Raw genomic sequence first — 22,593 nt, 5'->3', positions numbered from 1 at the left:
AAGGATACACCCGTTCCCATGCCGAACACGGAAGTTAAGCTTCGTCGCGCCAAGAGTAGTTGGGGGATCGCTCCCTGCGAGGGTAGGTCGTCGCCATGCATATTGGAAGATTAGCTCAGTTGGGAGAGCGTCTGCCTTACAAGCAGAGGGTCACAGGTTCGAGCCCTGTATCTTCCATTTAATGAGCCGTTAGCTCAGTTGGTAGAGCATCTGACTTTTAATCAGAGGGTCGACAGTTCGAGACTGTCACGGCTCATTGCCCTTAGAGGGTAGTGAAAAATTTTCGGTTAACGCCGACTTAGCTCAGTTGGCAGAGCATCTGTCTTGTAAACAGGGGGTCGGAGGTTCGAATCCTCTAGTCGGCATTGCACCATTTATATGCGGAAGTAGTTCAGTGGTAGAACATCACCTTGCCATGGTGGGGGTCGCGGGTTCGAATCCCGTCTTCCGCTTTTGCCAATTCACAATGATGCCGGGGTGGCGGAATTGGCAGACGCACAGGACTTAAAATCCTGCGGTCAGTGATGACCGTACCGGTTCGATCCCGGTCCTCGGCACTTATTTGCACCCATAGCGCAACTGGATAGAGTGTCTGACTACGAATCAGAAGGTTGTAGGTTCGACTCCTACTGGGTGCATTGCAGTTTTCATTCTGCAAAACAATTACATTTTCGGGAAATAGCTCAGCTTGGTAGAGCACCTGGTTTGGGACCAGGGGGTCGCAGGTTCGAATCCTGTTTTCCCGATTTATAAATAGCTCTCTAGTTATTTATGATCGCGGTGTAGCTCAGCTGGCTAGAGCGTCCGGTTCATACCCGGGAGGTCGAGGGTTCGATCCCCCCCGCCGCGATTAAGCATATGAGTGAACTTGGACCTTTAGCTCAGTTGGTTAGAGCAGACGGCTCATAACCGTCCGGTCGTAGGTTCGAGTCCTACAAGGTCCACTAATATGGTGGTCCATTGCTTATATTCAGCTTATGGAGGATTACCCAAGTCTGGCTGAAGGGAACGGTCTTGAAAACCGTCAGGTGGGCGCAAGTCCACGCAAGAGTTCGAATCTCTTATCCTCCTTTTTGTTTATATACTATTATCGCGGGGTGGAGCAGTCTGGTAGCTCGTCGGGCCCATAACCCGAAGGTCGTTGGTTCAAATCCAGCCCCCGCAATTTTGGTCCCATGGTCCAGTTGGTTAGGACGCCTGCCTGTCACGCAGGAGATCACGAGTTCGAGTCTCGTTGGGACCGTTTATGGCTCGGTAGCTCAGTCGGTAGAGCAATGGATTGAAGCTCCATGTGTCGGCAGTTCGATTCTGTCCCGCGCCATTCATACCATGTTATGCGGGTGTAGTTTAGTGGTAAAACCGCAGCCTTCCAAGCTGCTGTCGCGAGTTCGATTCTCGTCACCCGCTCCATGGGCGCATAGCTCAGCTGGTTAGAGCGCACGCCTGATAAGCGTGAGGTCGGTGGTTCGAGTCCACTTGTGCCCACTTGGTTTTGGGGAAGTACTCAAGTGGCTGAAGAGGTGCCCCTGCTAAGGGTATAGGTCGCGCAAGCGGCGCGAGAGTTCGAATCTCTCCTTCTCCGTTTTTCGTTTTTGGAATTTAGGTCATTATTTTCTATGACCCCTTGGTCAAGTGGTTTAAGACACCGCCCTTTCACGGCGGTAACATGGGTTCGAATCCCGTAGGGGTCATTTCATCTTACTATTATCGCGGGGTGGAGCAGTCTGGTAGCTCGTCGGGCCCATAACCCGAAGGTCGTTGGTTCAAATCCAGCCCCCGCAATCTTATATCAATCGTAACTACGCATATTGTGCGTAGTTTTTTTTTAGAATTGAAATGTAACTTCTGTTTATGACAGAACAAGAGAACCTTCCAGCAAAAATGTTGTTTTCGCTGGAAGGTTCCCTTGTTAGTACGTGTACGTTTTAAATGTAATGTTTAGCGTGTCAGGCTAACACGATTATATGCAGTTTCACGATAACTGTATTGGGATTGCTTGTAAAACGATTCGAAAGGTGCAAATGAAGTACTAGAAATCCAGGCGTGGTAGTCATTAACATGATCCCAAGACATTAATATAGTATATTCGCTGCTAGCTTTTTCCTTCTCCAGTAAGGCAAACGCTCGCAACCCTAAGGGGCGTTCTTGATCTAGAAAGTGATCAACGCTTGCTCGTAAAATCTTTGCGTGATCTGGATCCAACTGTAAATTGATAAAAGCGAAAAAGTCTTTATATGCCGGTTGAGGCAACTCGTTTAGTACTTTGAACGTAATGGGGTTTGCAAATACTGTTGGCAGACCACTTACATCCAGTAGCATGAGACGCGCGACTCCACTTGTTTCAGATAGGGAGATCAACTTGTTTTGAGGATTTTGTGCCTGCAAGTTCTGTAAAATATTTTTAGTGCCGAATGCTAAGGAAATCGCCGATGTCATAATTATACCTCCATGCTTTATTTACCTTAATTATAAGCGCACCTTTAAATGATGTGCAAAATATGGGCATTCATTATTCGAATTAATTTCATGAATGAGTTACCTTTAGAGAGGAGGTAAAAAACGATGAAACTAACAATACTGGGTTATTATGGCGGTTATCCCGCAAACGGAGTAGGGACAAGCGGTTATTTATTGCAGAGCGACGATTACAATTTAATGATTGACGCTGGAAGTGGCACTTTGCTTGCATTGCAGAAAGTGCTGAATCCATTACAACTTGATGGGCTATTGTTGACACACTACCATCACGATCACACAGCCGATGTGGGCGTGCTTCAATATGAATGGCAACTTCAGCAGGGCGCGCGTAAACACACTGTACTGCCGATCTATGGTAATACAGAAGATCCGTTGAATTTTGCTGCATTAACGTGGGCAGGTGCAACGGAAGGCCATGCGTATGATCCACAGTCATCCTTAGTTCTTGGACCATTTATGATTACCTTTTCGCGAACAGTTCATCCAGTTCCTACTTTTGCAGTACGCATTACGGAAACAAAGACTGGCCATACATTGGTATTCACAGCTGACAGTGCAGTGACTGATACCTTAAATAGCTTCTCGAAGGGAGCTGATTTGTTAATGGTTGACACTAACTTTTATGCAAATCATACTGGCAGGATGTGGCACATGACATCCACCCAAGCGGGTGCTTTAGCCAAAACTGCGCAGGTCAAACAACTAATATTGACCCATTTACCGCAAACAGGCAACTTGGAATCATTAAAAGAAGAGGCACAATTGATTGCCGGCAAAAAAATACAAGTTAAATTGGCATCAGACATTAATCAAATTATTATTTAACATAACACAACTATTTTACTTACGAAAAAGAAGCGTAATCCCTGTGTGACGCTGTTTTGAACCATTTTATATACGTTTAGTCTTATTGGTATAATTCGTTAAAAATAATAAATGTGGTAATATATTTATTTACTTATGCTGTTTTTTGTATTTTAGCGGGAAATTAAAATACAAATTATAAAAATATGTCTTTTAAATTTACGAATAGATGTTCCCCTGTCTTTATAAAACCCTCTTTATTTTTTTGCGAACGTGCTGTACAATATAAGTATGAGATAAGAGATCTCATAACGCTCGCAACATGCTTAAAGGGGGACGACAATTTATGAGTAACATGGTTACGCTCTATACCTCACCGAGTTGCACTTCTTGCAGGAAGGCTCGTGCATGGCTCGTTGAAAACAATATTCCTTTCAAAGAGCGGAATATTTTTGCCGAACCGCTGTCAGCCGATGAAATCAAAACTGTTTTACGAATGACAGAAGATGGAACTGAAGAAATCATCTCCAAACGTTCAAAGGTTTTCCAAGATCTTCATGTTGATCTTGATGATCTGCCAATGAATAAGTTAATTGATCTTGTTCATGAAAACCCGGCTTTGTTACGTCGCCCTATTATTATGGATGACAAGCGACTTCAAGTGGGATACAACGAAGATGAAATTCGCCGCTTCTTGCCACGTGATGCTCGTGCACTGGAATTGGCTGAAGCACAACGATTAGCAAATTTATAAAACTACGCTTAGAGATTAATTTGCAAGTGACCGAATCTATGGGATAATGTCATAGGTTGGGTCTTTTTGTTATCTTTATGCACTAAAGTGATTGATCGAATCGAAACCGTTAAAAATAGTTGATTAAACTTTACTTTGACGATTAGAGGACTAAAATATGAATAAACATTTAGGATGGAATTCCTTTTGCGAAAGGGGTGTTTCGCATGGAAATGGAACGCATTAACGAGAATACAATTCGAGTCGTTATTGGCAATGATGATTTATCTGCCCGTGGCATCACAGTGCTTGATCTACTTGGTAATCATCAGCAGATAGAACGATTCTTTTACAGCATCTTAGAGGAAGTTGATGTAGATCATCAATTTCAGGATAATGACGCAGTCACATTTCAAGTTTTGCCAAATCGCCACGGTTTAGAGCTGTTTATCAGCAAGAATGTTGGCGATGAAGGTGATGGGACAGATGATTTTGATGCAGCTAGCGCTGGTTTTAGTGGCGCAGTCGATTTTGGTGACAATGCATCAACTGACCAGATTTCCGACTTTTTAAAACAACAGTTGCAGGGTAAGGATTCAGAAGACGATGATGATCGGAAAACAACAATCAGTAATGAAGCCACGGATGATAATGATCCTGAGGCTTTAAAGAATTATACTTCTGATCCTAACGTTCCTACGCGGGAGGTTGTGCTTCGTCTGAACGACTTTGAAGATCTTGTCTCAATTGCTAAGGTTCTTCATTTAGATGGCGCTGTATCAAATCTTTATAAATACCGCGATCAATATTACCTTGATTTGGTCTTCTTCACGGATCAAACCACTCCAGAAACTATCAAAGATGATGTGGCCGTGGCTTTGGAATACGCAAACAAAACTACGATTACTAGTGATGTTTTGTCAGAGCATGGTGAAAAGATTATGGAAACTTCAGCGCTTGAATTAGCACGACATTATTTTGGTTAGCTTTTTGGAAACAAAGAGGACGCCAAATGTCTGATTTAATTGCCCTTCAATTCTGTCATTAATCATGTAAAAAGACATGGTTGATGACAGAATTTTTTTACAAGTTGCGTATATCTGAAAAAAAACAACCATCATTTGATGGTTGAGTATATTTGTTATCAATAATAGTTAGCAGAGCGACTAAAGCACATCTGAAAGGTGTGCTTTTTTACTTATATTGATTTATTAATTTCTTCAGTTCAGATTGAGCTGCAGAGTCCGACGAAATTTCGAAGTCTTGATCTGGTTGGTATTCTTCCGTTCCTTCGCCACTAGTTTGGCCAAAACCTGTATTGGTCGATACATTTTCTCCATTGCCAGTTTTTAATTCATATACAATCCCGTTGTCGCCAAGCATATATTTACTTACAGGTTGGTCGAAATCCATGGCAACTGCATAGTTATCTGCGAAGGAACCTTGATACAAATCTTGCTTTCCCGTAGATCCGTCTTTTGACTTGTAAAAGACACATCCACCAATGGAATGGATTTTAAAAGCTTCAGCACCTGGATTGCCATTGTCCTGTGTTTGTACACGGCCATCTGGCGTATTTGCGTACCAGTCACCATTGCCAGCAGCCCCATGATCAAAATACCAATCACTGACAGCCATGTGACCGATTTCAGCTCTTTCGGCAGCCCAATTCAGGAAAGCGGCGTTAATTTTTTCTTTTTGTACCGAGTTCAAAGACACGCTAGATCTCGAGAGAGTATTTTTATTGGTGGCGTTGAATTTTGAACTAGACTCTGTGGCATCCGACTTCGCTTGCAAAGATGTAGCAGAAAAGGTTTGTGAACCGAGTTTATCTTGAGCATCATTTAACGCTGTCAGTTTGTATTTTTTTGAAAGTGAGGTAACTTGAAAGGCTATGGCAAAATGAGATGTTTTTTCTGGATTGGTTTCGTCATGCGCCGATGAAATTTCAGAATCATAGGGTGAGTTAACTTGCAGTCCATCCGTATCCAACTTTTTGTCAGTTACGCTGCTAACAGAGTAGGCAGATATGTATTTGTTAAAGAAATCTTCAGCACTGATTCCAGATTTAGTTTTGTTCGTGAAAGTACCCCGGAAAATGACTGCATGCACTGCGCCCTCAACACTTGGATCAGTGGCAGTTAGCGTATCCACGCTATTAATCACAATTATGCCTTTAGCGTTTGACATAGAGCTGTTTTTAAACCCTTGACTTCTGTTTTGCTGACTTGATTTTTGTTCGGAATTACTTTGACCTTTTGAACTATTGTTGCCACATGCCGTAAGCAACAGTGCACTCAGGACAGTTACTCCTAATGTAATTGCTTTTTTCATAACATATCTCCAAATTTGCTAATTTTTCATGCTGTTAATCTCTAGATGATTTTAGTAGGCTAGTGCCTCAAGTGAGTGGTAAGACTCTGAAATTGCATAGGATTTTGAAAATTGAAATTTTACTGTGGCGGATGCTTCATTAGATCAGGTTACTCCGTCGTTAACCGTTCAAAACATAATACGAGCTGCTGAGGCTATAGATGTTAACACGGAAATGATACTTTATAGCCCTACATTCAGTATAATGGAATAAAATAACTTTTAAATGATAAGAAGATTAATTTTAAAAACGTTTGATAGACAGATGGAGATGCAGGTACAAGCACAAAAAAAGAAGGCCCAAAAGCCTTCTCCTAAAGATTATTTCTTATCCATCTTGTCTTTAACGTTATCCACGGCGTCGGTTAGTTTCTCTTTGGCTTTACCCATCAAGCCTTCCGCTTTGCCTTCTGCTTCACGGCCTTTGTCGTTGGTTGCCTTTCCTTCAAGTTCCTTAGCTTTACCAGCGACCTTGTGTTTTGTACTATCGATTTTATCTTCTGTACTCATATCGAGACCTCCTAATTGCATTAGTGACATTTACCGTTACACACATTATTTCAAACAAGATGTCAGTAAACAATTAATATGCTTATCTATTTGAGATGATTAAAAATACTGCGACAGTTAAAGTTTTAATAGTGCCTTGTGAGTATACGAAGAAAACGAATCCTCAATTTGATTTTTCACGAACAAATCACGCCGTCTTTGCGTATGTAATAGGCGGAGGTGAGAACAATGTTGATGGCTTTGAGTTGCGAGGGTGGTGAACTTGTGGCGGCTAGTGTTGCCGAGAGAAACCAATATCAGTGTCCTGCGTGCCACGCGCCCGTTCATTTGCGACGTGGGCGAGTGCGGCAACCCTATTTTGCACATGAACGGTTAGCAGATTGTCAGACATTTTCAGAGGCTGAGACTTCTGAACATTTGTTGGGCAAACGACAGTTATTTGAGTGGCTCCAAAAACAAGATAATGAAGTTATGCTGGAACAGTCATTGAAGGTGATTCACCAACGGCCAGATCTGCTTGTCAACAATCAAACGGCCGTCGAGTTTCAATGTAGTCCAATTGATTTACAGCGCTTTTCTGAGCGAGTGGCAGGTTATCGTGAACACGCCTTTCATCAAATATGGCTGCTTGGTCAACCATATTGGCCTAAACCACGGTTGTCGCTAAGCAAAGTTGCCAAGTTTATTCGCTGGGGAGGAAAAACTGGCGCATATTTATTGTTCTGGCATACACAACGTCGTCAACTGATTGTTTTGCATCATTTAGGCGAAGTGGCATTATTGCCGATCACCTATTCCCAACAGTCATTTGATACTTGGACATCCTGGATGGATTGGTCACAACAGCAAACGCAATTTCAGATGCACTCAGTTAGCAAAGCGAATTTGAGTCATCGACAACGGGCCATTGCGTTTGGTTTACATCGCCGACAGCCAAATTTTATGCGATGGCAAGCATTGTGTTATCAGGCAGGGACTAGTCTGTCAACATTGCCACAATGGGTGCTGGAGGATGTTTACGAGATGCCGATTTCAATAAATTCACCCTTGGACTGGCGGATTCCGCTTTACTTATGGTGGTGGCGCCATCAAAATGCGTCATCACGTCAATGTCAGTTTGCTTGGACGAGGATTAGTTTGCCCAGAATCCAGTGGTTGCCTAACTTACAGCTGGCTGATGAACGGATGCGACAGCGGATGAGCATTCAGTTATGTAAAGTATTTTTTAGTAGTGAGCATGCAAAAAAGTTGTCTGACTATCCAACTAATAGAAAAGTATGGTAAAGTTAAAAAGTGATTAAAATATAATTAGTTTTCTTATTTTAAATGTTGGAGGTCGTTATGGCAGACGTAAAACAATTACCTACTAGAGATGAAGTTCCAGAGACGCTAAAGTGGGACTTAACTCAAATTTTTGCAACTGATGCAGCGTGGACAGACGCTTATCACCAAATTGAGTCGAAGCTGCAGCAAGTTACCTCCCATCAAGGACATTTAGCTGAATCACCAGAGCAACTTGCAGCGGGCGTGGCTTACCTACTTGATGTTTACCATGAATTGGAAAATGTCGATGTGTATGCGTCATTGAAGCAAGAGCAAGATACTAGTGACCAAGCAGCGCAAGGATTGGCTGCTCAGGCTAACGACTTGGTGGCTAAGGTTGCCAGCGCTTTGGCCTGGTTCCAGCCAGAAGTTTTGGCCATTCCCGAGAAGACACTCAGTGAATGGTTGAATACTAATGAGTTAAAGCCATTCAAACATTTCTTTGAGGACTTAGATCGAGCACGTGATCATACGTTACCAGCAGATCAAGAAGCATTATTGGCAGGAGCTGGGGATATTTTCCAAGCTTCGGCAAAAACGTTCGGTGTTTTAGATAACGCGGATTTAGAGTTCCCAATCGTGAAAGATGAAGCAGGTAACGATGTTCGTTTGACTCAGGGGGTATATGGCGTCCTGTTGCAATCAACAGATCGTTCTGTCCGCGGTGCAGCCTTTAAACAACTATACAAGGTGTACAAGCAATTTCAGAATACGTTTGCTTCGACGCTGTCTAGCAACGTTAAGGCGCATAATTATACAGCGCGCGTGCATCACTATCCAACCGCTCGTGCGGCGGCATTAGCGGAAAATAATATTCCTGAAAGTGTTTACGACACGCTTGTTGAAGAGGTTAATAACCATCTTGACCTATTGCACCGCTATGTTAGTTTGCGCAAACGTATTTTAGGCGTTGATCATTTGCATTCTTACGACCTGTATACGCCAATTACTGGGGATTCACCGCTGAGTTACACCTATCCAGAAGCTCAACAAGAGGCTTTACGCGCCTTGTCCGTAATGGGTCCGGATTACGTTAGCCATGTTCAAGAAGCCTTCGATAATCGGTGGGTCGATGTGGTCGAAACGAAAGGCAAACGAAGCGGGGCGTTTTCATCTGGTGTTTACGATACCAATCCATATATTTTGCTGAACTGGCAGGATAATTTAGAGGAATTATTTACCTTAGTTCACGAAATGGGCCACAGTATTCACAGTTATTACACGCGTCATAATCAACCATACCAGTATGGCGACTATTCTATTTTCGTAGCGGAAATTGCATCAACAACTAATGAAAATACGTTGACTCAATATTTGCTTGATAACAATGACGACCCTAAAGTGCGGGCCTACGTTTTGAATCACTACCTGGATGGCTTTAAGGGAACTGTTTATCGGCAAACACAATTCGCAGAATTCGAACACTGGATCCACCAAGAAGATGCTGTGGGTCATCCGTTGACTGCTAGTCGGATGTCAGACTTTTATGGCAAGCTGAATCAAACTTATTATGGGAAAGATTTAACCCCAGATCCGGAAATTGCTTTGGAGTGGTCACGAATTCCACATTTCTATTACAATTACTATGTCTTCCAGTATGCAACTGGGTTCGCCGCTGCATCGACATTGTCGCATGGTATTACCAGCCATCAACCAGGAGCCTTGGATCATTATTTGGACTTCTTAAAGGCTGGTAGTTCACAATATCCATTGGATGTAATGAAGATGGCGGGGGTTGATATGACGAAACCGGATTACTTGCGTCGGGCATTTGATGTCTTTGAACAACGCTTGAATGAATTTGAAACGTTAATTGACAATTCGCAAAAATAACACGCTTCGTTTAAGTTTGAATTGATGAAAAAAGAGCCTTCAATCGGTAGCGTACTGATTGAAGGCTCTTCATTTAATGTTTCGTTCAGGTTAGAGGATGCGTAAATTGGCTTTGTCGTGATTTTGTTTAATGGCTTGTGGCAACGTTGTTAGCTTATTGTTAATTGTATGTTCACTGATTTCTAACAGCGTGTCGTAATCGAAATGTTCCATCAGCAAGCCGCAATCAAAATCTTCCACGTCGAAGATGACCGTTTGACTTGGGTGTTCAATACCCATTTCGGAGACCAGACGTTGGTCCGCAGCGAATGCATCTTCAGCGAGCTTGCTCCGACGATCGTCAATAAACATCGCTGTGTCTAATGCTAATTCATGGGCAACGGTGATACCAAGCTCTTCTGTGTAAGCTTCGTGGTTGACCAAAATGTGCTCCTGCAAACGCAGAAAGTATTGACGACCAAGCCGTTTGCCCTGAAAAGAAGCGGCTTTGTAATCTAGGATAATTTGATACATTTGTTCTGCTAGGGCGTTGCGGTCCAACTCTGGGTGATCCGCCGCCATTCGGTGAAATGTATCGCTTATCGTCTGTAAATTAAGCATTGGGACAAACTGAATTTGAAGTTTGCGCTTAGTCTGGGCAGAGATCTGGTTAATCTGCTTCTCACAGTCATAACAATTTGTTCCGAGTGGATTTACAAACAGATAAATTTCTAACACGGGATATCCTCCATATCAACAATCTTAAAAAATTAAATAAAAAGTCATAGAATATAAATACGATAATAATGAAACGTTTTACTTAATAAGGCAATCGGTTGCGCATTAGCACAACTGCGCCACTGTGCGTTTCTTAACTGGGACTATCATGCCCGATTTTACCGGAAATGTAAAGCTAAACGTTTCGAATGGTGTGTTACTAAGCTTCGCTGGCGGTTCATCGCTAGTGTCCCAAAGTATGGTAAACTGTTGGCAGTTAGTTGGCCGCCGTGAGGTTGTTCAACAAACGATGAATCATCAAGGAGGTCATTCGATGATTGAGGATTGGTCCCACTTTTTGCTTCCTTATGAGCAAGCGGTCGAGGAATTAAAAATAAAATTGAGAGGTATCCGTAAACAATATAAGGATGCCGGTTTACAGTCACCCGTCGAGTTCGTTACCGGGCGGGTAAAACCTGTTGATAGTATTAAGGAAAAAATGGTTCGTCGTCATGTCGCCGAAGATCGTTTGGAAGAGGACATGCAGGATATCGCTGGGCTACGGATTATGTGTCAGTTTGTTGGCGATATTTATCAGGTCGTCGACTTATTACGTAAACGAACGGATTTAACCATCTTGGAAGAGCGTGATTACATTTCAAACGTTAAACCCAGTGGCTATCGTTCGTATCATATCGTGGTGTCTTACCCGGTTCAGATGCTGACGGGTGAAAAACGAATCCTAGCCGAAATTCAGGTGCGAACATTAGCCATGAATTTCTGGGCAACAATTGAGCATTCCCTAAATTACAAATATCAGGGTGAATTTCCTCAGGAGTTGCAAGGTCGTTTGGAACGAGCTGGTGAGGCGGCTTTCAGGTTGGATCAAGAAATGTCGGCAATTCGAGAAGATATTTCGGAAGCGCAACCACACGAGAATACAAACAATTCTCCTGATGATGTGGGTCAGCGAAGTAATGACGATGTTTCTTCGACGCCGAATGAAACCAAATAATTGTGTGATCGATGTTTGCTGCTTACGGTGAGACGATCATATGTAATTGAGAGAGTAGAGAACAAAGTATGAAAGTTGCGATTTATAGTTATTATCCAAACGATGAAACGCGGGCTGTCATTGAACGGTTGACGACAGCTTTGAACAAGGCACATTTACCGATTGATGACCAGCATCCTGATGTGGTGGTCTCGGTTGGTGGAGATGGCACTTTGTTATCAGCCTTTCATCACTATCGGGCAGAGCTGGCAAAAATTCGTTTTGTCGGCTTGCATACAGGACACCTTGGCTTTTATACGGACTGGCGTGATTATGAAACGGACCAGCTCGTGAACAGCCTGGCACATGATAATGGTGAAAGCGTCAGTTATCCGCTTTTAGATATCAATATCACTTACAAAGGTGAAACAGCGCCGCATCAATTTTTGGCGCTCAATGAAGCGACGGTCAAAAAGGCTGCTAAGACCTTAGTTTGTGACGTGTATATTAAAGATCAATTATTAGAACGTTTTCGTGGGGATGGCTTGTGCTTTTCAACACCAACTGGTTCAACGGGATACAATAAATCATTGGGTGGTGCGGTCATTCATCCTGGTATCGAGGCCATTCAAATGGCAGAAATTGCCTCCATCAACAACCGGGTGTTCCGGACGTTAGGTGCCTCGTTTATCATCGGTAAGGATGAATGGGTGACGTTACGGTCAGAGGATGCTGATAATTTTGCCATCAGTTGTGATCAATTTTTAACGCCAGAACGATTGGTCAAGGAAATTACGTTTAAAGTATCACAGCAACGGATTTACTTCGCTGAATATCGGCATACCGCATTCTGGCAACGGGTCCGTGAGTCCTTTATCGGGGATGTCTTGTAATGGCATACCCGTTACGCTTTGAGTGGCGTAATCAAACGCACGAAACGGTAAAACTGCGAACCTTTTTGAGTGCGCATGGTGTTTCCCATGCCGTTTTAATCCAGATCAAGTTTCAGGGTGGTACGATGTCAATCAATCACCAACCAGCATGGAGCGTTGATGATGTCCGTCCTAACGATGTTGTTACGATCATCCTGCCACCGGAACCAGCGAATGCGGCGGTAACCATTTCAGATTTGCCGTTGTCAATTGTCTATGAGGACGATAATTTTTTAGTTGTTAATAAACCTGCTGGAGTGGCATCTGTGCCCGCCCATCACTATGCTAATAATACGTTGGTTAACCGGGCGAAGGGCTATTTCATTACTCATGGTATTCCATTACAGGTGCCTCATATTGTTACTCGGTTGGACAAAGATACGAGCGGGTTGGTGCTGTTTGGTAAACATCACATGGCGCATTCCGTTTTAGATCAACAATTGAAGGCACACTCGCTACAAAAGACGTACTTGGCCGTTGTCAGTGGCACGGGTCTACCAGAGCATGGTAACTTTGATCAGCCAATTCAGCGCGACCCGACATCGTTTATCAAACGGCAAACTGGGGAGACTGGCCAAGCTGCCCGGACCGAATTTTGGGTACTGGCAACAGCTGGCACTTTTTCAGTGGTGAAGGTTAAGCTTCACACTGGTCGGACGCATCAAATTCGGGTTCATTTTGCCGGTGCAGGACATCCGTTAGTCGGTGATCAGCTGTACGAGGGAGATTTGCATCAGGGATTGAAACGTCAAGCATTGGCCTGTGAACGATTGGGCTTCTATGATCCATTTGCAGACGTTCAACGGCAATTAACTGCGCCATTGGCAGAAGATATGCAACAATTGCTCACACGTTATGAAATTAATGTTGATACTGTGATGCAGCAGCTTAACACGGATTTTGATGTTAATTAACGGGCATTTTTGATTCAAAATAAGCAGTTCATTTTCAAAATAGGCATAATAAAAACGCTCGGCAATTTTGCCAAGCGCTTTTTTTAAAACCGTGAAAATATCAATATTTCAGTAAATGCGTACCATGAACTTCCTTAACACTGAGCACTTCCGCAATATGATCCACATTATCTACCGTGATTCCGCCACCTGGCATGATAATCAACCGACCAGATGCCGTTTTAACTAATTTTTTCAATTGTGGCAACGTTTGGTCGATTGGCGTCGCCAAGGATCCACCATGCGTGAGAATTCGATCAACATCATGATCGGCTAACCAGTCGATAGCGGCCGGTTGATCATCAGGCGAAATTGCATCAAAGGCCATGTGGAAAGTAACACTCATGCCACCAGCCGCTGCCATGAGCTGTTCTAGTGCATCAGTGTCTAACTTGTTGTCTGGGGTTAGAGCACCAAAAGCAACGCCGTCCACACCAAGTTCCTGGGCAGAAAATAGGTCAGCTTCCATGATTTTAATTTCGGTATCATTGTAGACAAAATTGCCACCGCGTGGCCGAATCATGACGGTGAGGGGAATGTGGTGTTCAGCAGCGTAACGACTGCTTTCACTCATAACACCACGGCTGACCGTTGTGCCGCCGACGGCCAAATTGTCATTTAGCTCGATGCGGTTGGCCCCAGCTGCTATGGCAGCGGGAAGATCAGTATAATTTTCGATAGCAACTTCTTTAAATAATGGTGTATTCACAATTGGCTCCTTTGATGTTTGTGACTAACTAAAACAATTAGCTAGTTTTCAAACAGAACGCAAACCGGTTCAGGAACGGCAACATCCTTTTGAATCAATTTTAATTGACCAGTTGTGGCGTTGCGGCTGTATAAGGTTGCGTTGTCTGTATTTTGATTAACAGCGACAACAAACTGTTGAGAAGGGTCTAGGTCAAAGTCCCGTGGAAAGTCACCTTCTGTACTGATTTGCTGACGTAATGATAGTGTACCATCTTCGCCCACAGCAAACACGGCTAAGCTATTGAAACCACGGTTGCTGACGTAAACAAACTGACCATCGTTTGAAATGCGAATTGCAGCAGCACCATTATGAGCAGTCCAATCTGTCGGAATGGTCTTTAACGTTTGAACATGCGTAAGCGTACCCGTAGCTTCGTCGTACTTCAGTACGGAGATGTTGCTGCTCAACTCACCGGCAAGGTAGCAAATGGATTTTTGTGGGTTAAAGACCACATGACGAGGGCCAAATCCTGGCTCTGCTTGGTATGTTGAAACGAGGCTAAATTTACCGTCGTCAGCGACATCATAGACAGTTACTTGATCCATGCCGAGGTCACAAACAATTAACCGGTTGTCTGGCGTTAAATTCGTGTAATGAACATGGGGACCATCGGCCTGTTCAGGTAGTGGACCAACCTCACCCTGATGAGTAACAACATCAGTTAATTTCAATGAACCATCAGACTGAATGGCGAAGCTTTTCAACGTCCCCATGTGATAGTTACCCTCATAGACGAGTTGACGTGCTTCATCAACTGCCACGTAGGCTGAGCTAGTACCTTTTGAAAAGGCGTGGTTTAGCAAAGTTGCTGGGGTAGTGGAGCGGTCAAAGGCTGAGGTTCCTCCCATTCCAGCTGCTTTGTCACCGTCAACAGTGTAAAGTTTGTTTGCTTTAGAAAGAGCCAGATAAGTTGGGCTACTTGCCTTGGCAACCAGTGTTGGTGCCGTTAGCTCATTAGACGTGGTGTCGAGTGCCATTTCATAAACACCTTGACTGGTCTTTTTGGTATAAGTTCCTACTAAGAATTTTTCTAACATGCGTGCTTCCTCCTCAATGTATGCATTGCCACAGAGTTCTGTGTTTAATCTGCGTTTCACCACTTGAGTATATCATAATGAAAACGATTCCTTAACAGTGTCTTGCAAACGGTTGCATCAGTCTACTGTTTGACAGGCGCCAAGGGCGAAGAATGCTCGGCGACTATGCTATACTAACGCAAAGTGAAGCATCGTCCGAAATAAACGACTGGGCGAAAACGTAAGGAGGCCGCTATGCAAAAACAAACCGTTACTCGGCGACAACGACCCGTTAGTCGCTTACGTCAACTAGCATTGCGTTTAGTGATTGTGGTGCTGGTATTGTTGATTTTGTGGTTATTGAATAACGTAAACTGGGTCTTTTCACCGCTGCAACAATTTTTTAGTATTATTGGGGGCCCAGTGGTTCTGGCAGGGGTCTTTTACTACCTGATGAATCCGCTAGTGGACCGTTTGGAAAAAAGCAAGTTTCACATTCACCGGACTTGGACAATTATTGGCCTGTTTGCCGTGATTCTGGCGTTGGTCGTTCTGGGCGTTGTCTTGGTCGTGCCACTCATTCAGGATCAACTTACTGGGTTAATCAAAGACTGGCCGCATTATTGGGATAGTCTCATTAATTCGACAACGGCGTTTTGGCAGGGCTCAGATATGAAGTGGTTGCGCGATATTTTAAATCAGTATGACACCCAGTTACAAAAGGGACTGAGTGGGCTCTTGAAGAATACCGCTAGTAATACTGTTGGCGGCTTGGGCAGTATTGTTGGCAGTGTGACGACGGTTATTGTTGCCCTAGTAACATTTCCATTCTTATTATGGTATATGTTGCGCGATGGCCACCAATTTCCGGAATATGTGTCTCGTTTACTACCACAACGGCTACAGAAATCGTTTTTGACCGTCCTGAAAGAAATTAATGATCAAGTGTCAAATTACATTCGTGGCCAGCTTACCGTTGCTTTCTTTGTGGCCTTAATGTTCTATCTCGGTTACTTACTCATTGGCTTGAAATTTGCATTAACATTAGGAATTGTTGCCGGAATTTTAAACCTGATTCCTTATCTGGGCTCATTTTTAGCGATGGTTCCCGCGGTGGTCGTTGGGGCGTTTGTGTCACCGTGGATGCTAATTCAGGTGCTTATTGTGTTTGCAGTTGAACAAACAATTGAAGGGCGACTGATTTCACCGTTGGTGTTGGGCTCATCACTTAAAATTCATCCAGTGACGATCATTATCGTATTGCTGGCAGCAGGGAAAATTTTCGGTGTTATGGGCGTTATCTTTGGGGTTCCCGGATACGCCGTATTAAAAGTAATTGTGAGCCACTTATATCAGTATTGGCGGGAAAATGCACAGTGGTTTGATGAGGCAGACCGTCATCGCAAAGTTTTAGCCGATGAAAATTCCGACAATGTAAACCACAAACAGGATGTCGATGAATAAACAGTCTAGGTCACTGTCGTGAATCGGGGGAGTTTGTAGCTGATGGTGCACCTCATTGCAACTAGTGAGCTAGGCGGCATCATGGTATAATGGACATCATGAAAAAAATTGATCGTGGCGCCGCTTATCTGCAAGAACATTTGGCAATGTTTCGTTGTCCAGTTTGTGAGACGCCTTATGAAAAAATCAGTGGTCACACACTTAGTTGTCCGAATGGCCATACATTAGATTTAAATAAAAAGGGTAGTGCCACATTTCTCAAACATAATGTGGTGACTGAATACGATGGACCGATGTTGGCCGCCCGACGGCGGATGCTGACAGCTGGGCTGTTTGCGTCGATTGTAAAAGCTGTCAATCAACAATTGCCATCACAGGGTCAACGGATTCTTGATGTCGGCACCGGAGAAGGGACACCGTTGGTACAGTTGGATCAGGAACGCAACAATCCTGATGATGTTCTCATTGGGTTTGACCTGTCAAAGGCAGGAATAAACCTCGCAACTCAGTTGGATTCTAAAGCCTTCTTTTGTGTTGCTGACTTGGCACAACTGCCATTTACAGATAATGCGTTTGATACAGTGATGGAATTCTTTTCACCATCGGCCTACCGTGAATTTGAACGTGTTTGTCGACCAGGAGGCAGCCTGATCAAAGTGGTGCCCAATGCGAATTACCTGGTAGAGTTGCGGCATGCTTTATATGACGAATCGGCTCCGCAGTATCAGTACACGAATGATCGGGTAGTGGAGTTGTTTGCCGATCACTATCCGGCTATGCAACAAACGACGGTGAGCTATGACTTTCCCATCGGCAAGAACCGCATTGCTGATATGATGGCAATGACGCCGTTAAGTTGGGGGAGTGATGATGCCCATCGTGCGGCATTATTGACCAATCCAGTGGACACCGTGACCATTGACGTTAGTGTGTTGACTGTCCAAACGTCGTAGCTATTTGGCTAAGGGCGGCTGAGGACTGTCAGACAGGCGTTGACTGCAGGTCCAGACCACTTGCGAAGTTAACAAACTAGTGCTAATATGCTTATGGAATCATTTGGAGGTCAATATCGAACAGATTCGTTAGTGGCTTTCAGATTCGGACTTCATTAACGTAGCGTCTCGCCGTATGCCATTACCGAGATGACTACGTTTTTTTAGTCTCTGATTCTAAAAAAACATCACTTTAGTGCCAGTGCGAATTACTGATATGATGGTTAACGCTGACTGTGCGGCCGATTTTAGTTTCCTGAAAACTACAGTCGCGCATCTCATCGTAATGGTAGTCATGTGAGAAGAGCGACCGTCAAACAATTGAAGACTTTTTAAGAGTGCCGTAATTATCGAAGTTGAGCAGTAGAAGTAAGTTACAATGATGTATATGGATGTGCCAAAAAGTACATAAAGGTTAATAAGGAGAAAGATAATGACGAATCACATTGCTTTATTTGAGCCATTGATGCCTGCTAATACAGGTAATATTGCCCGCACTTGTGCTGGGACGGATACTGCTTTGCATTTAATTGAACCATTAGGCTTTTCCACCGATGATGCGCATTTAAAGCGGGCAGGATTGGATTATTGGGATAAAGTCGACATTACGTACCATGAAAATTTGCAGGCTTTCATGGCTGCCATTCCAGAGGGTGACGAACTGTTTCTAGTCTCGAAGTTTGCCAAACAAACTTATGTCGATCCCGACTATACGAAGCCAGACCATGATTATTGGTTCCTGTTTGGCAAGGAAACGACAGGATTGCCAGAGCCCTTCATGCGGCAACACCCTGATGAGGCGATTCGAATTCCTCAAGATGACTCACATATCCGTGCGTTGAACTTATCTAATTCAGCTGCGATTGTCATTTATGAAGTCGTTCGTCAGCAGGGCTTCAACCAGTTGGAACAAACCCACTGGTACAAAAACGATAAACTCAAGTAGCCCTCACAGTTACCGTGTTGAAAGGAGTCTGACAGCGTGCCAGCCAAAAAAACGACGCGCAGAAAAACGACCAAACGGCCGCGAACAACTAAGAAAAAACAGGATTTTAAATATACAAAGAATATTATTGGCTTTGCCGTAGCGTTGCTTGCGCTGTTTGCCTTGTTAAGGTTAGGCGTTGCGGGGGTGTTTCTAGCCAACATTCTGTCGATTTTTGTCGGCAACACAAATCAGGTACTTGCAATCATCCTTATTGCAATTGGATTGGTCGTCGGCATTACTGGCAAATGGCCTAAGTTACCTGTCAAACGGGTCATTGGTGGGTCACTTGTTTATCTGGGTGTCCTTGTTTACGACCACTTGCGATTATTCACTAGCCTAAATTATCATGCTCATTTTGTTTCATTGACGTGGGGGATGCTCGGCGATAATTTGGCAGGCGGTACATTAAATGGCAAAGTCGGCGGCGGCATGATTGGTGCCTACGTTTATGCTGCTAGTGAACATTTAGTGGCTAACCTGGGGACGGCAATTTTTTCGACAATTTTGTTATTTGTCGGCGCAATGTTTCTATTGAATATCCCCTTTGCTGTGATTGGTCATGGCATCGTGGTCACTTGTCAACACCTCGTGCTGTGGACAAAACAGGGGAGCTCACGATTGCACGACTTTATTTATGCGGCGGTTGAGAAAAGCGCGACACCGGATCAACCGATTGATGCCCAGTCGACAGAGCCGGAACAATCGCAGCCCGAGAGTCAGTCTACTTCGTTGGCTCCTAAACGAACCCGCCACGCTGCCCAGCAATCGGCAGAAACGCCAGCATCCGCAGCTGTTAGTGCGGCACCGAAAACGCCTGTTGCGCCGGTAATTACCGTTGCTGCTGATCAAAATGAAGAGAGTGCACCAGCTCCTAAACAGGAGGAACTGGATCTTGGCGACCAGAGTGAGGATTTGAGTGATTATAAATTACCGACATCAGATCTGCTCACCAAGATTCCGCAAACTGATCAAACAGATGAGCTCAACGCGATTGAGAAAAATTCGCAAACATTGCAAAAAACACTGGCCAGTTTTGGCGTTGATGCAGAAGTTAAGAATGTCAGCTTAGGACCGTCAGTGACGAAGTATGAATTGCATCCGGCTATTGGGGTCAAGGTTTCGAAAATCGTTAACTTGGCCGATGACCTAGCGTTAGCGTTGGCGGCTAAGGATATTCGAATCGAAGCACCCATTCCCGGTAAATCGTTGATTGGGATTGAAGTTCCTAACAAACAGATTTCGACCGTTTCATTTCGTGATGTTGCCGAGCATGAGCCGGCTCATCCTGGCAAGGTGTTAAGCGTGCCGTTGGGTCGTGATGTGACGGGTAATATCGTGATGTGTGATTTGACGAAAATGCCGCATTTGTTGATTGCTGGCTCCACTGGTTCAGGGAAGTCGGTGGCAATCAACGGGATCATTACCAGTCTGCTCATGCAGGCGAAGCCAAATGAAGTGAAGTTTATGCTGATTGATCCAAAGCGGGTGGAGTTGTCTGTTTACAATGATATTCCTCACTTACTGACGCCAGTTGTTTCCGAACCCAAGCGGGCGGCCAAGGCCCTGCATAAAGTGGTTGATGAAATGACACGTCGTTATGAGCTGTTTGCGAACTTTGGTGTTCGTAATATTGATGGTTATAACAAATTGGTTGAGCAAAACAATGCCAACCCCGAGGATAATGTGGCACAGACACGTTTGCCGTATGTGGTCGCCATTGTTGATGAACTGGCTGACTTAATGATGACCGTTTCATCCGAGGTTGAGGACGCCATTATTCGGATTGCTCAGATGGGCCGGGCAGCCGGCATTCACATGATTTTGGCAACGCAGCGGCCATCTGTTGACGTCATTACCGGATTGATTAAAGCAAATGTGCCATCACGAATTGCGTTTGCGGTTTCTAGTGGTATTGATTCACGCACGATTCTGGACGCTAATGGTGCTGAAAAGTTGCTTGGCCGTGGGGATATGTTGTTTGAACCGATTGATCAGAACAAACCAACTCGTGTACAGGGTGAATTTATCTCTGATAAGGATGTCGCGGCAGTTGTTGATTTTATCAAACAACAACAGACGGCTGAGTACGACGGTAGCATGGAGGTTAGCGACGAAGAACTGAAGGAAGACAGCGATGAGGACCGGGCGGACGAAGTTGATGAACTTTATAACGACGCCGTTGCTTTTGTTCAAGATCAACAAAAGGCATCCACCTCGTTGTTACAACGTCGTTTCCGAATTGGCTATAACCGGGCTGCTCGAATGATTGATGACATGGAGGCTCGCGGCATTGTCGGTCCAGCCGATGGTTCACGACCACGTCAAGTTTTCTCGAAAAATGACGCTTAAGAGTAGTAGTGGTATTTGTTAGGTTTTAAATCTTGTTAAGGACCGACTTTTGAGTTCTCATAATTGATAATCTAAAACGACATCATTACTAATTGATTTAGTGGTAAAACAAAACAGTCCGTTTGAAATGTACATTGTACACTTCAAACGGACTGTTTTAAGTTGTTAACCTATTTAGAACAAGTTAAGTGGCTGCAAGGCTGCCAATACAACCCCACCAAGCGTAAGGATGATCATGACCCAAACGACGACCATTGTGAGTTTTTCGAAGCCACTGCGTTTCTTTTTACCTTGCATAACTTTACCTGTCTCCTTAATTGTTTGTACTGTCTTAAAAATTTATCCTTAATGTTACCGTGTTCCGTACAAAAGCACAAGGGGCAACAAAAATGTTGATGTGAAAAGCTAAAACCAGTCGTGACGTTTGAGAATCCAAGCAGTAATCGCACAGACAATGATTGTAAAGCCCATTACCAGTGAGAATGCATGCGCGATGTGGGCGAATGGAAGATCGACGTTCATTCCGTAAATACCACCGACAATGGTTGGAATGGTCATGATCAGCGTAACAGAGGTCAATAGTTTCATGACTTCGTTTAAGTTATTTGAAACAACGGAGGAAACCATATTGCTGTACTGTTCCAGAATGTTATTTTGAATAATGGTCATCGACTGAGCCTGATCAGTTTCAATCATAATTTGCGCCAGCAATTCGTGAAAATGTGGGCCATTAAAATAATCTTGTGCAGACGAGATCTGATCTAAAATTGGTCGGTTGTCTTTTAACGCACTATCGAATAAAACGAGCGACTTTTGCAATCCCATAATTTTATAAATTTGTTCATTACGAGTGGCCGTGGTCAGCTCACGTTCAAGACTAGTCGTTTCCCGTTCACTGAGCGACAGGGCGTGAACAAACGAATGGGCGATGTACCAGCCGAAACGGAGGATAAAATCTTGTCGATCGGCGATCCGGATCGTTGCGTTATCAGGATTCATGATGAAGTCGTTAATGAAGGTTGCTGGCTGTTTAGATACTGTGATAACGGCAGAGTCAGTGAGGATAAATGAAAACGGAAAGGTAGTAAAACTGAGGTAGCCTAGCGGGCTCACTTCATATTTCGGAAATTGAAGTAACAGATGTAGCGGTCGCTCGGGGCGTTGCGGATCAATGCCGTCGACTCGAGAATTTTCCCGATCATCTAAAATAGCGCTAATATAGGTCTCTGGAAAATTATACCGGTGAGCCAGTTGACTGATTTCGTCGTGAGTCGGGCGTTCAACGTTGATCCAGCAGTCTTGTTGAGGCGCGTTGACCGGAATTAAATTACCGTTTTTATCGTTTGCATAGTATTCAATCATGGGAGCCTCCGGGGTAAGTTAGCGTGTTAGTGGTAATTAAGT

At 44.0% G+C, this 22,593-nt stretch carries 20 protein-coding genes, 18 tRNA genes and 1 rRNA gene; 31 read left to right on the top strand and 8 right to left on the bottom strand.

Annotated features, from left to right (window positions below; translation table 11 throughout):
* The 19 genes from rrf to GB993_RS11545 all read left to right on the top strand — a co-directional run.
* A 5S ribosomal RNA gene (gene rrf, locus GB993_RS11635) occupies positions 1-99 on the top strand; the annotation flags it as partial.
* Between the two features lie 5 nt (positions 100-104).
* Positions 105-177: transfer RNA gene (locus GB993_RS11630), tRNA-Val, on the top strand.
* Between the two features lie 6 nt (positions 178-183).
* A tRNA-Lys gene (locus GB993_RS11625) sits at positions 184-256 on the top strand.
* Between the two features lie 36 nt (positions 257-292).
* Positions 293-365, top strand: a tRNA-Thr gene (locus GB993_RS11620).
* A 15-nt stretch (positions 366-380) separates the two neighbouring features.
* Positions 381-452 (top strand) — tRNA-Gly (locus GB993_RS11615).
* Positions 453-471: 19 nt separating this feature from the next.
* A tRNA-Leu gene (locus GB993_RS11610) sits at positions 472-557 on the top strand.
* Positions 558-564: 7 nt separating this feature from the next.
* Positions 565-638: transfer RNA gene (locus tag GB993_RS11605), tRNA-Arg, on the top strand.
* A gap of 34 nt (positions 639-672) precedes the next feature.
* Positions 673-746 (top strand) — tRNA-Pro (locus GB993_RS11600).
* Positions 747-776: 30 nt separating this feature from the next.
* Positions 777-850: transfer RNA gene (locus GB993_RS11595), tRNA-Met, on the top strand.
* 20 nt (positions 851-870) lie between these two features.
* Positions 871-944, top strand: a tRNA-Ile gene (locus GB993_RS11590).
* Positions 945-979: 35 nt separating this feature from the next.
* Positions 980-1,071: transfer RNA gene (locus GB993_RS11585), tRNA-Ser, on the top strand.
* Between the two features lie 20 nt (positions 1,072-1,091).
* Positions 1,092-1,165: transfer RNA gene (locus GB993_RS11580), tRNA-Met, on the top strand.
* A 4-nt stretch (positions 1,166-1,169) separates the two neighbouring features.
* Positions 1,170-1,243, top strand: a tRNA-Asp gene (locus GB993_RS11575).
* A gap of 5 nt (positions 1,244-1,248) precedes the next feature.
* A tRNA-Phe gene (locus tag GB993_RS11570) sits at positions 1,249-1,321 on the top strand.
* A gap of 15 nt (positions 1,322-1,336) precedes the next feature.
* Positions 1,337-1,410 (top strand) — tRNA-Gly (locus GB993_RS11565).
* A 1-nt stretch (position 1,411) separates the two neighbouring features.
* Positions 1,412-1,485, top strand: a tRNA-Ile gene (locus GB993_RS11560).
* 9 nt (positions 1,486-1,494) lie between these two features.
* A tRNA-Ser gene (locus tag GB993_RS11555) sits at positions 1,495-1,582 on the top strand.
* A 36-nt stretch (positions 1,583-1,618) separates the two neighbouring features.
* Positions 1,619-1,691: transfer RNA gene (locus GB993_RS11550), tRNA-Glu, on the top strand.
* A 17-nt stretch (positions 1,692-1,708) separates the two neighbouring features.
* Positions 1,709-1,782, top strand: a tRNA-Met gene (locus GB993_RS11545).
* 156 nt (positions 1,783-1,938) lie between these two features.
* Here GB993_RS11545 and GB993_RS11540 read toward each other — a convergent pair.
* The gene (locus tag GB993_RS11540; RefSeq protein ID WP_161004410.1) at positions 1,939-2,436 is read right to left on the bottom strand and encodes a hypothetical protein; all 498 of its coding nucleotides are present in this window, start codon (positions 2,434-2,436) and stop codon (positions 1,939-1,941) included.
* Positions 2,437-2,562: 126 nt separating this feature from the next.
* Between GB993_RS11540 and GB993_RS11535 the strand changes: the two genes are divergently transcribed.
* The 3 genes from GB993_RS11535 to GB993_RS11525 all read left to right on the top strand — a co-directional run bounded on the left by GB993_RS11535 (position 2,563) and on the right by GB993_RS11525 (position 5,001).
* Positions 2,563-3,303 (top strand): MBL fold metallo-hydrolase, encoded by a 741-nt coding sequence (locus GB993_RS11535; protein ID WP_161004409.1) that lies wholly within the window; start codon positions 2,563-2,565, stop codon positions 3,301-3,303.
* Positions 3,304-3,637: 334 nt separating this feature from the next.
* On the top strand, positions 3,638-4,036 hold the full coding sequence (gene spxA / locus GB993_RS11530; protein WP_161004415.1) for a transcriptional regulator SpxA: 399 nt from the start codon (positions 3,638-3,640) through the stop codon (positions 4,034-4,036).
* Between the two features lie 206 nt (positions 4,037-4,242).
* Positions 4,243-5,001 (top strand): adaptor protein MecA, encoded by a 759-nt coding sequence (locus GB993_RS11525; protein ID WP_161004408.1) that lies wholly within the window; start codon positions 4,243-4,245, stop codon positions 4,999-5,001.
* 208 nt (positions 5,002-5,209) lie between these two features.
* On the opposite strand, the gene GB993_RS13110 is transcribed toward GB993_RS11525, so the two are convergent.
* Entirely contained in the window at positions 5,210-6,349 is a 1,140-nt protein-coding gene (locus tag GB993_RS13110) for a hypothetical protein (protein ID WP_238331660.1), read from the bottom strand.
* Between the two features lie 360 nt (positions 6,350-6,709).
* Positions 6,710-6,898 carry a CsbD family protein gene (locus GB993_RS11515; protein WP_017262790.1) on the bottom strand — a complete coding sequence of 63 codons (189 nt, stop codon included), beginning with the start codon at positions 6,896-6,898 and terminating at the stop codon, positions 6,710-6,712.
* Between the two features lie 228 nt (positions 6,899-7,126).
* Between GB993_RS11515 and GB993_RS11510 the strand changes: the two genes are divergently transcribed.
* On the top strand, positions 7,127-8,182 hold the full coding sequence (locus GB993_RS11510) for a competence protein CoiA (RefSeq protein WP_161004407.1): 1,056 nt from the start codon (positions 7,127-7,129) through the stop codon (positions 8,180-8,182).
* A 57-nt stretch (positions 8,183-8,239) separates the two neighbouring features.
* Entirely contained in the window at positions 8,240-10,054 is a 1,815-nt protein-coding gene (pepF, locus tag GB993_RS11505; protein ID WP_161004406.1) for an oligoendopeptidase F, read from the top strand.
* Between the two features lie 90 nt (positions 10,055-10,144).
* Here pepF and GB993_RS11500 read toward each other — a convergent pair whose 3' ends face one another.
* Complete coding sequence (locus GB993_RS11500) at positions 10,145-10,771, bottom strand: DsbA family protein (RefSeq protein ID WP_161004405.1); 627 nt, start codon at positions 10,769-10,771, stop codon at positions 10,145-10,147.
* 313 nt (positions 10,772-11,084) lie between these two features.
* Here GB993_RS11500 and yjbM point away from each other — a divergent pair, with 313 nt between their 5' ends.
* From yjbM to GB993_RS11485, 3 genes are all read left to right on the top strand, one after another.
* Positions 11,085-11,765, top strand: coding sequence for a GTP diphosphokinase (gene yjbM, locus GB993_RS11495; protein ID WP_161004404.1), 681 nt, complete (start codon positions 11,085-11,087; stop codon positions 11,763-11,765).
* Positions 11,766-11,833: 68 nt separating this feature from the next.
* Positions 11,834-12,637, top strand: a complete 804-nt coding sequence (locus tag GB993_RS11490) for an NAD kinase (RefSeq protein ID WP_017262795.1) — start codon at positions 11,834-11,836, stop codon at positions 12,635-12,637.
* Positions 12,637-13,590, top strand: a complete 954-nt coding sequence (locus tag GB993_RS11485; protein WP_161004403.1) for an RluA family pseudouridine synthase — start codon at positions 12,637-12,639, stop codon at positions 13,588-13,590. Before GB993_RS11490 ends, GB993_RS11485 begins: the two co-directional genes overlap by 1 nt.
* A 100-nt stretch (positions 13,591-13,690) precedes the next feature.
* Here the strand turns inward: GB993_RS11485 and GB993_RS11480 are convergent, their stop codons facing one another.
* Together GB993_RS11480 and GB993_RS11475 are read right to left on the bottom strand one after the other, a co-directional pair.
* Positions 13,691-14,338: a copper homeostasis protein CutC gene (locus tag GB993_RS11480; protein ID WP_161004402.1), complete on the bottom strand. Its 648-nt coding sequence runs from the start codon at positions 14,336-14,338 to the stop codon at positions 13,691-13,693.
* 41 nt (positions 14,339-14,379) lie between these two features.
* The gene (locus tag GB993_RS11475; protein WP_161004401.1) at positions 14,380-15,417 is read right to left on the bottom strand and encodes a lactonase family protein; all 1,038 of its coding nucleotides are present in this window, start codon (positions 15,415-15,417) and stop codon (positions 14,380-14,382) included.
* A 234-nt stretch (positions 15,418-15,651) separates the two neighbouring features.
* On the opposite strand from GB993_RS11475, the gene GB993_RS11470 reads away from it, so the two are divergent.
* The 4 genes from GB993_RS11470 (at position 15,652) to GB993_RS11455 (ending at position 21,189) form a co-directional block, all read left to right on the top strand.
* Positions 15,652-16,860 (top strand): AI-2E family transporter, encoded by a 1,209-nt coding sequence (locus tag GB993_RS11470; protein WP_161004400.1) that lies wholly within the window; start codon positions 15,652-15,654, stop codon positions 16,858-16,860.
* 98 nt (positions 16,861-16,958) lie between these two features.
* Positions 16,959-17,813, top strand: coding sequence for a methyltransferase domain-containing protein (locus GB993_RS11465; RefSeq protein WP_162854128.1), 855 nt, complete (start codon positions 16,959-16,961; stop codon positions 17,811-17,813).
* Between the two features lie 472 nt (positions 17,814-18,285).
* Positions 18,286-18,798: a tRNA (cytidine(34)-2'-O)-methyltransferase gene (locus tag GB993_RS11460; RefSeq protein ID WP_161004398.1), complete on the top strand. Its 513-nt coding sequence runs from the start codon at positions 18,286-18,288 to the stop codon at positions 18,796-18,798.
* Between the two features lie 36 nt (positions 18,799-18,834).
* Entirely contained in the window at positions 18,835-21,189 is a 2,355-nt protein-coding gene (locus tag GB993_RS11455) for a DNA translocase FtsK (RefSeq protein ID WP_161004397.1), read from the top strand.
* Between the two features lie 174 nt (positions 21,190-21,363).
* Here GB993_RS11455 and GB993_RS11450 read toward each other — a convergent pair whose 3' ends face one another.
* Positions 21,364-21,486, bottom strand: a complete 123-nt coding sequence (locus GB993_RS11450) for a DUF4044 domain-containing protein (RefSeq protein ID WP_017262803.1) — start codon at positions 21,484-21,486, stop codon at positions 21,364-21,366.
* A gap of 108 nt (positions 21,487-21,594) precedes the next feature.
* A complete protein-coding gene (locus tag GB993_RS11445) occupies positions 21,595-22,551 on the bottom strand; it encodes a magnesium transporter CorA family protein (RefSeq protein ID WP_161004396.1) in 957 nt (318 codons plus the stop codon).
* Positions 22,552-22,593 lie beyond the last annotated feature (42 nt).

This window comes from Furfurilactobacillus milii (assembly GCF_009864005.1).
Classification (GTDB): domain Bacteria; phylum Bacillota; class Bacilli; order Lactobacillales; family Lactobacillaceae; genus Furfurilactobacillus; species Furfurilactobacillus rossiae_B.
This window is presented reverse-complemented; position numbering and strand designations above follow the sequence as displayed.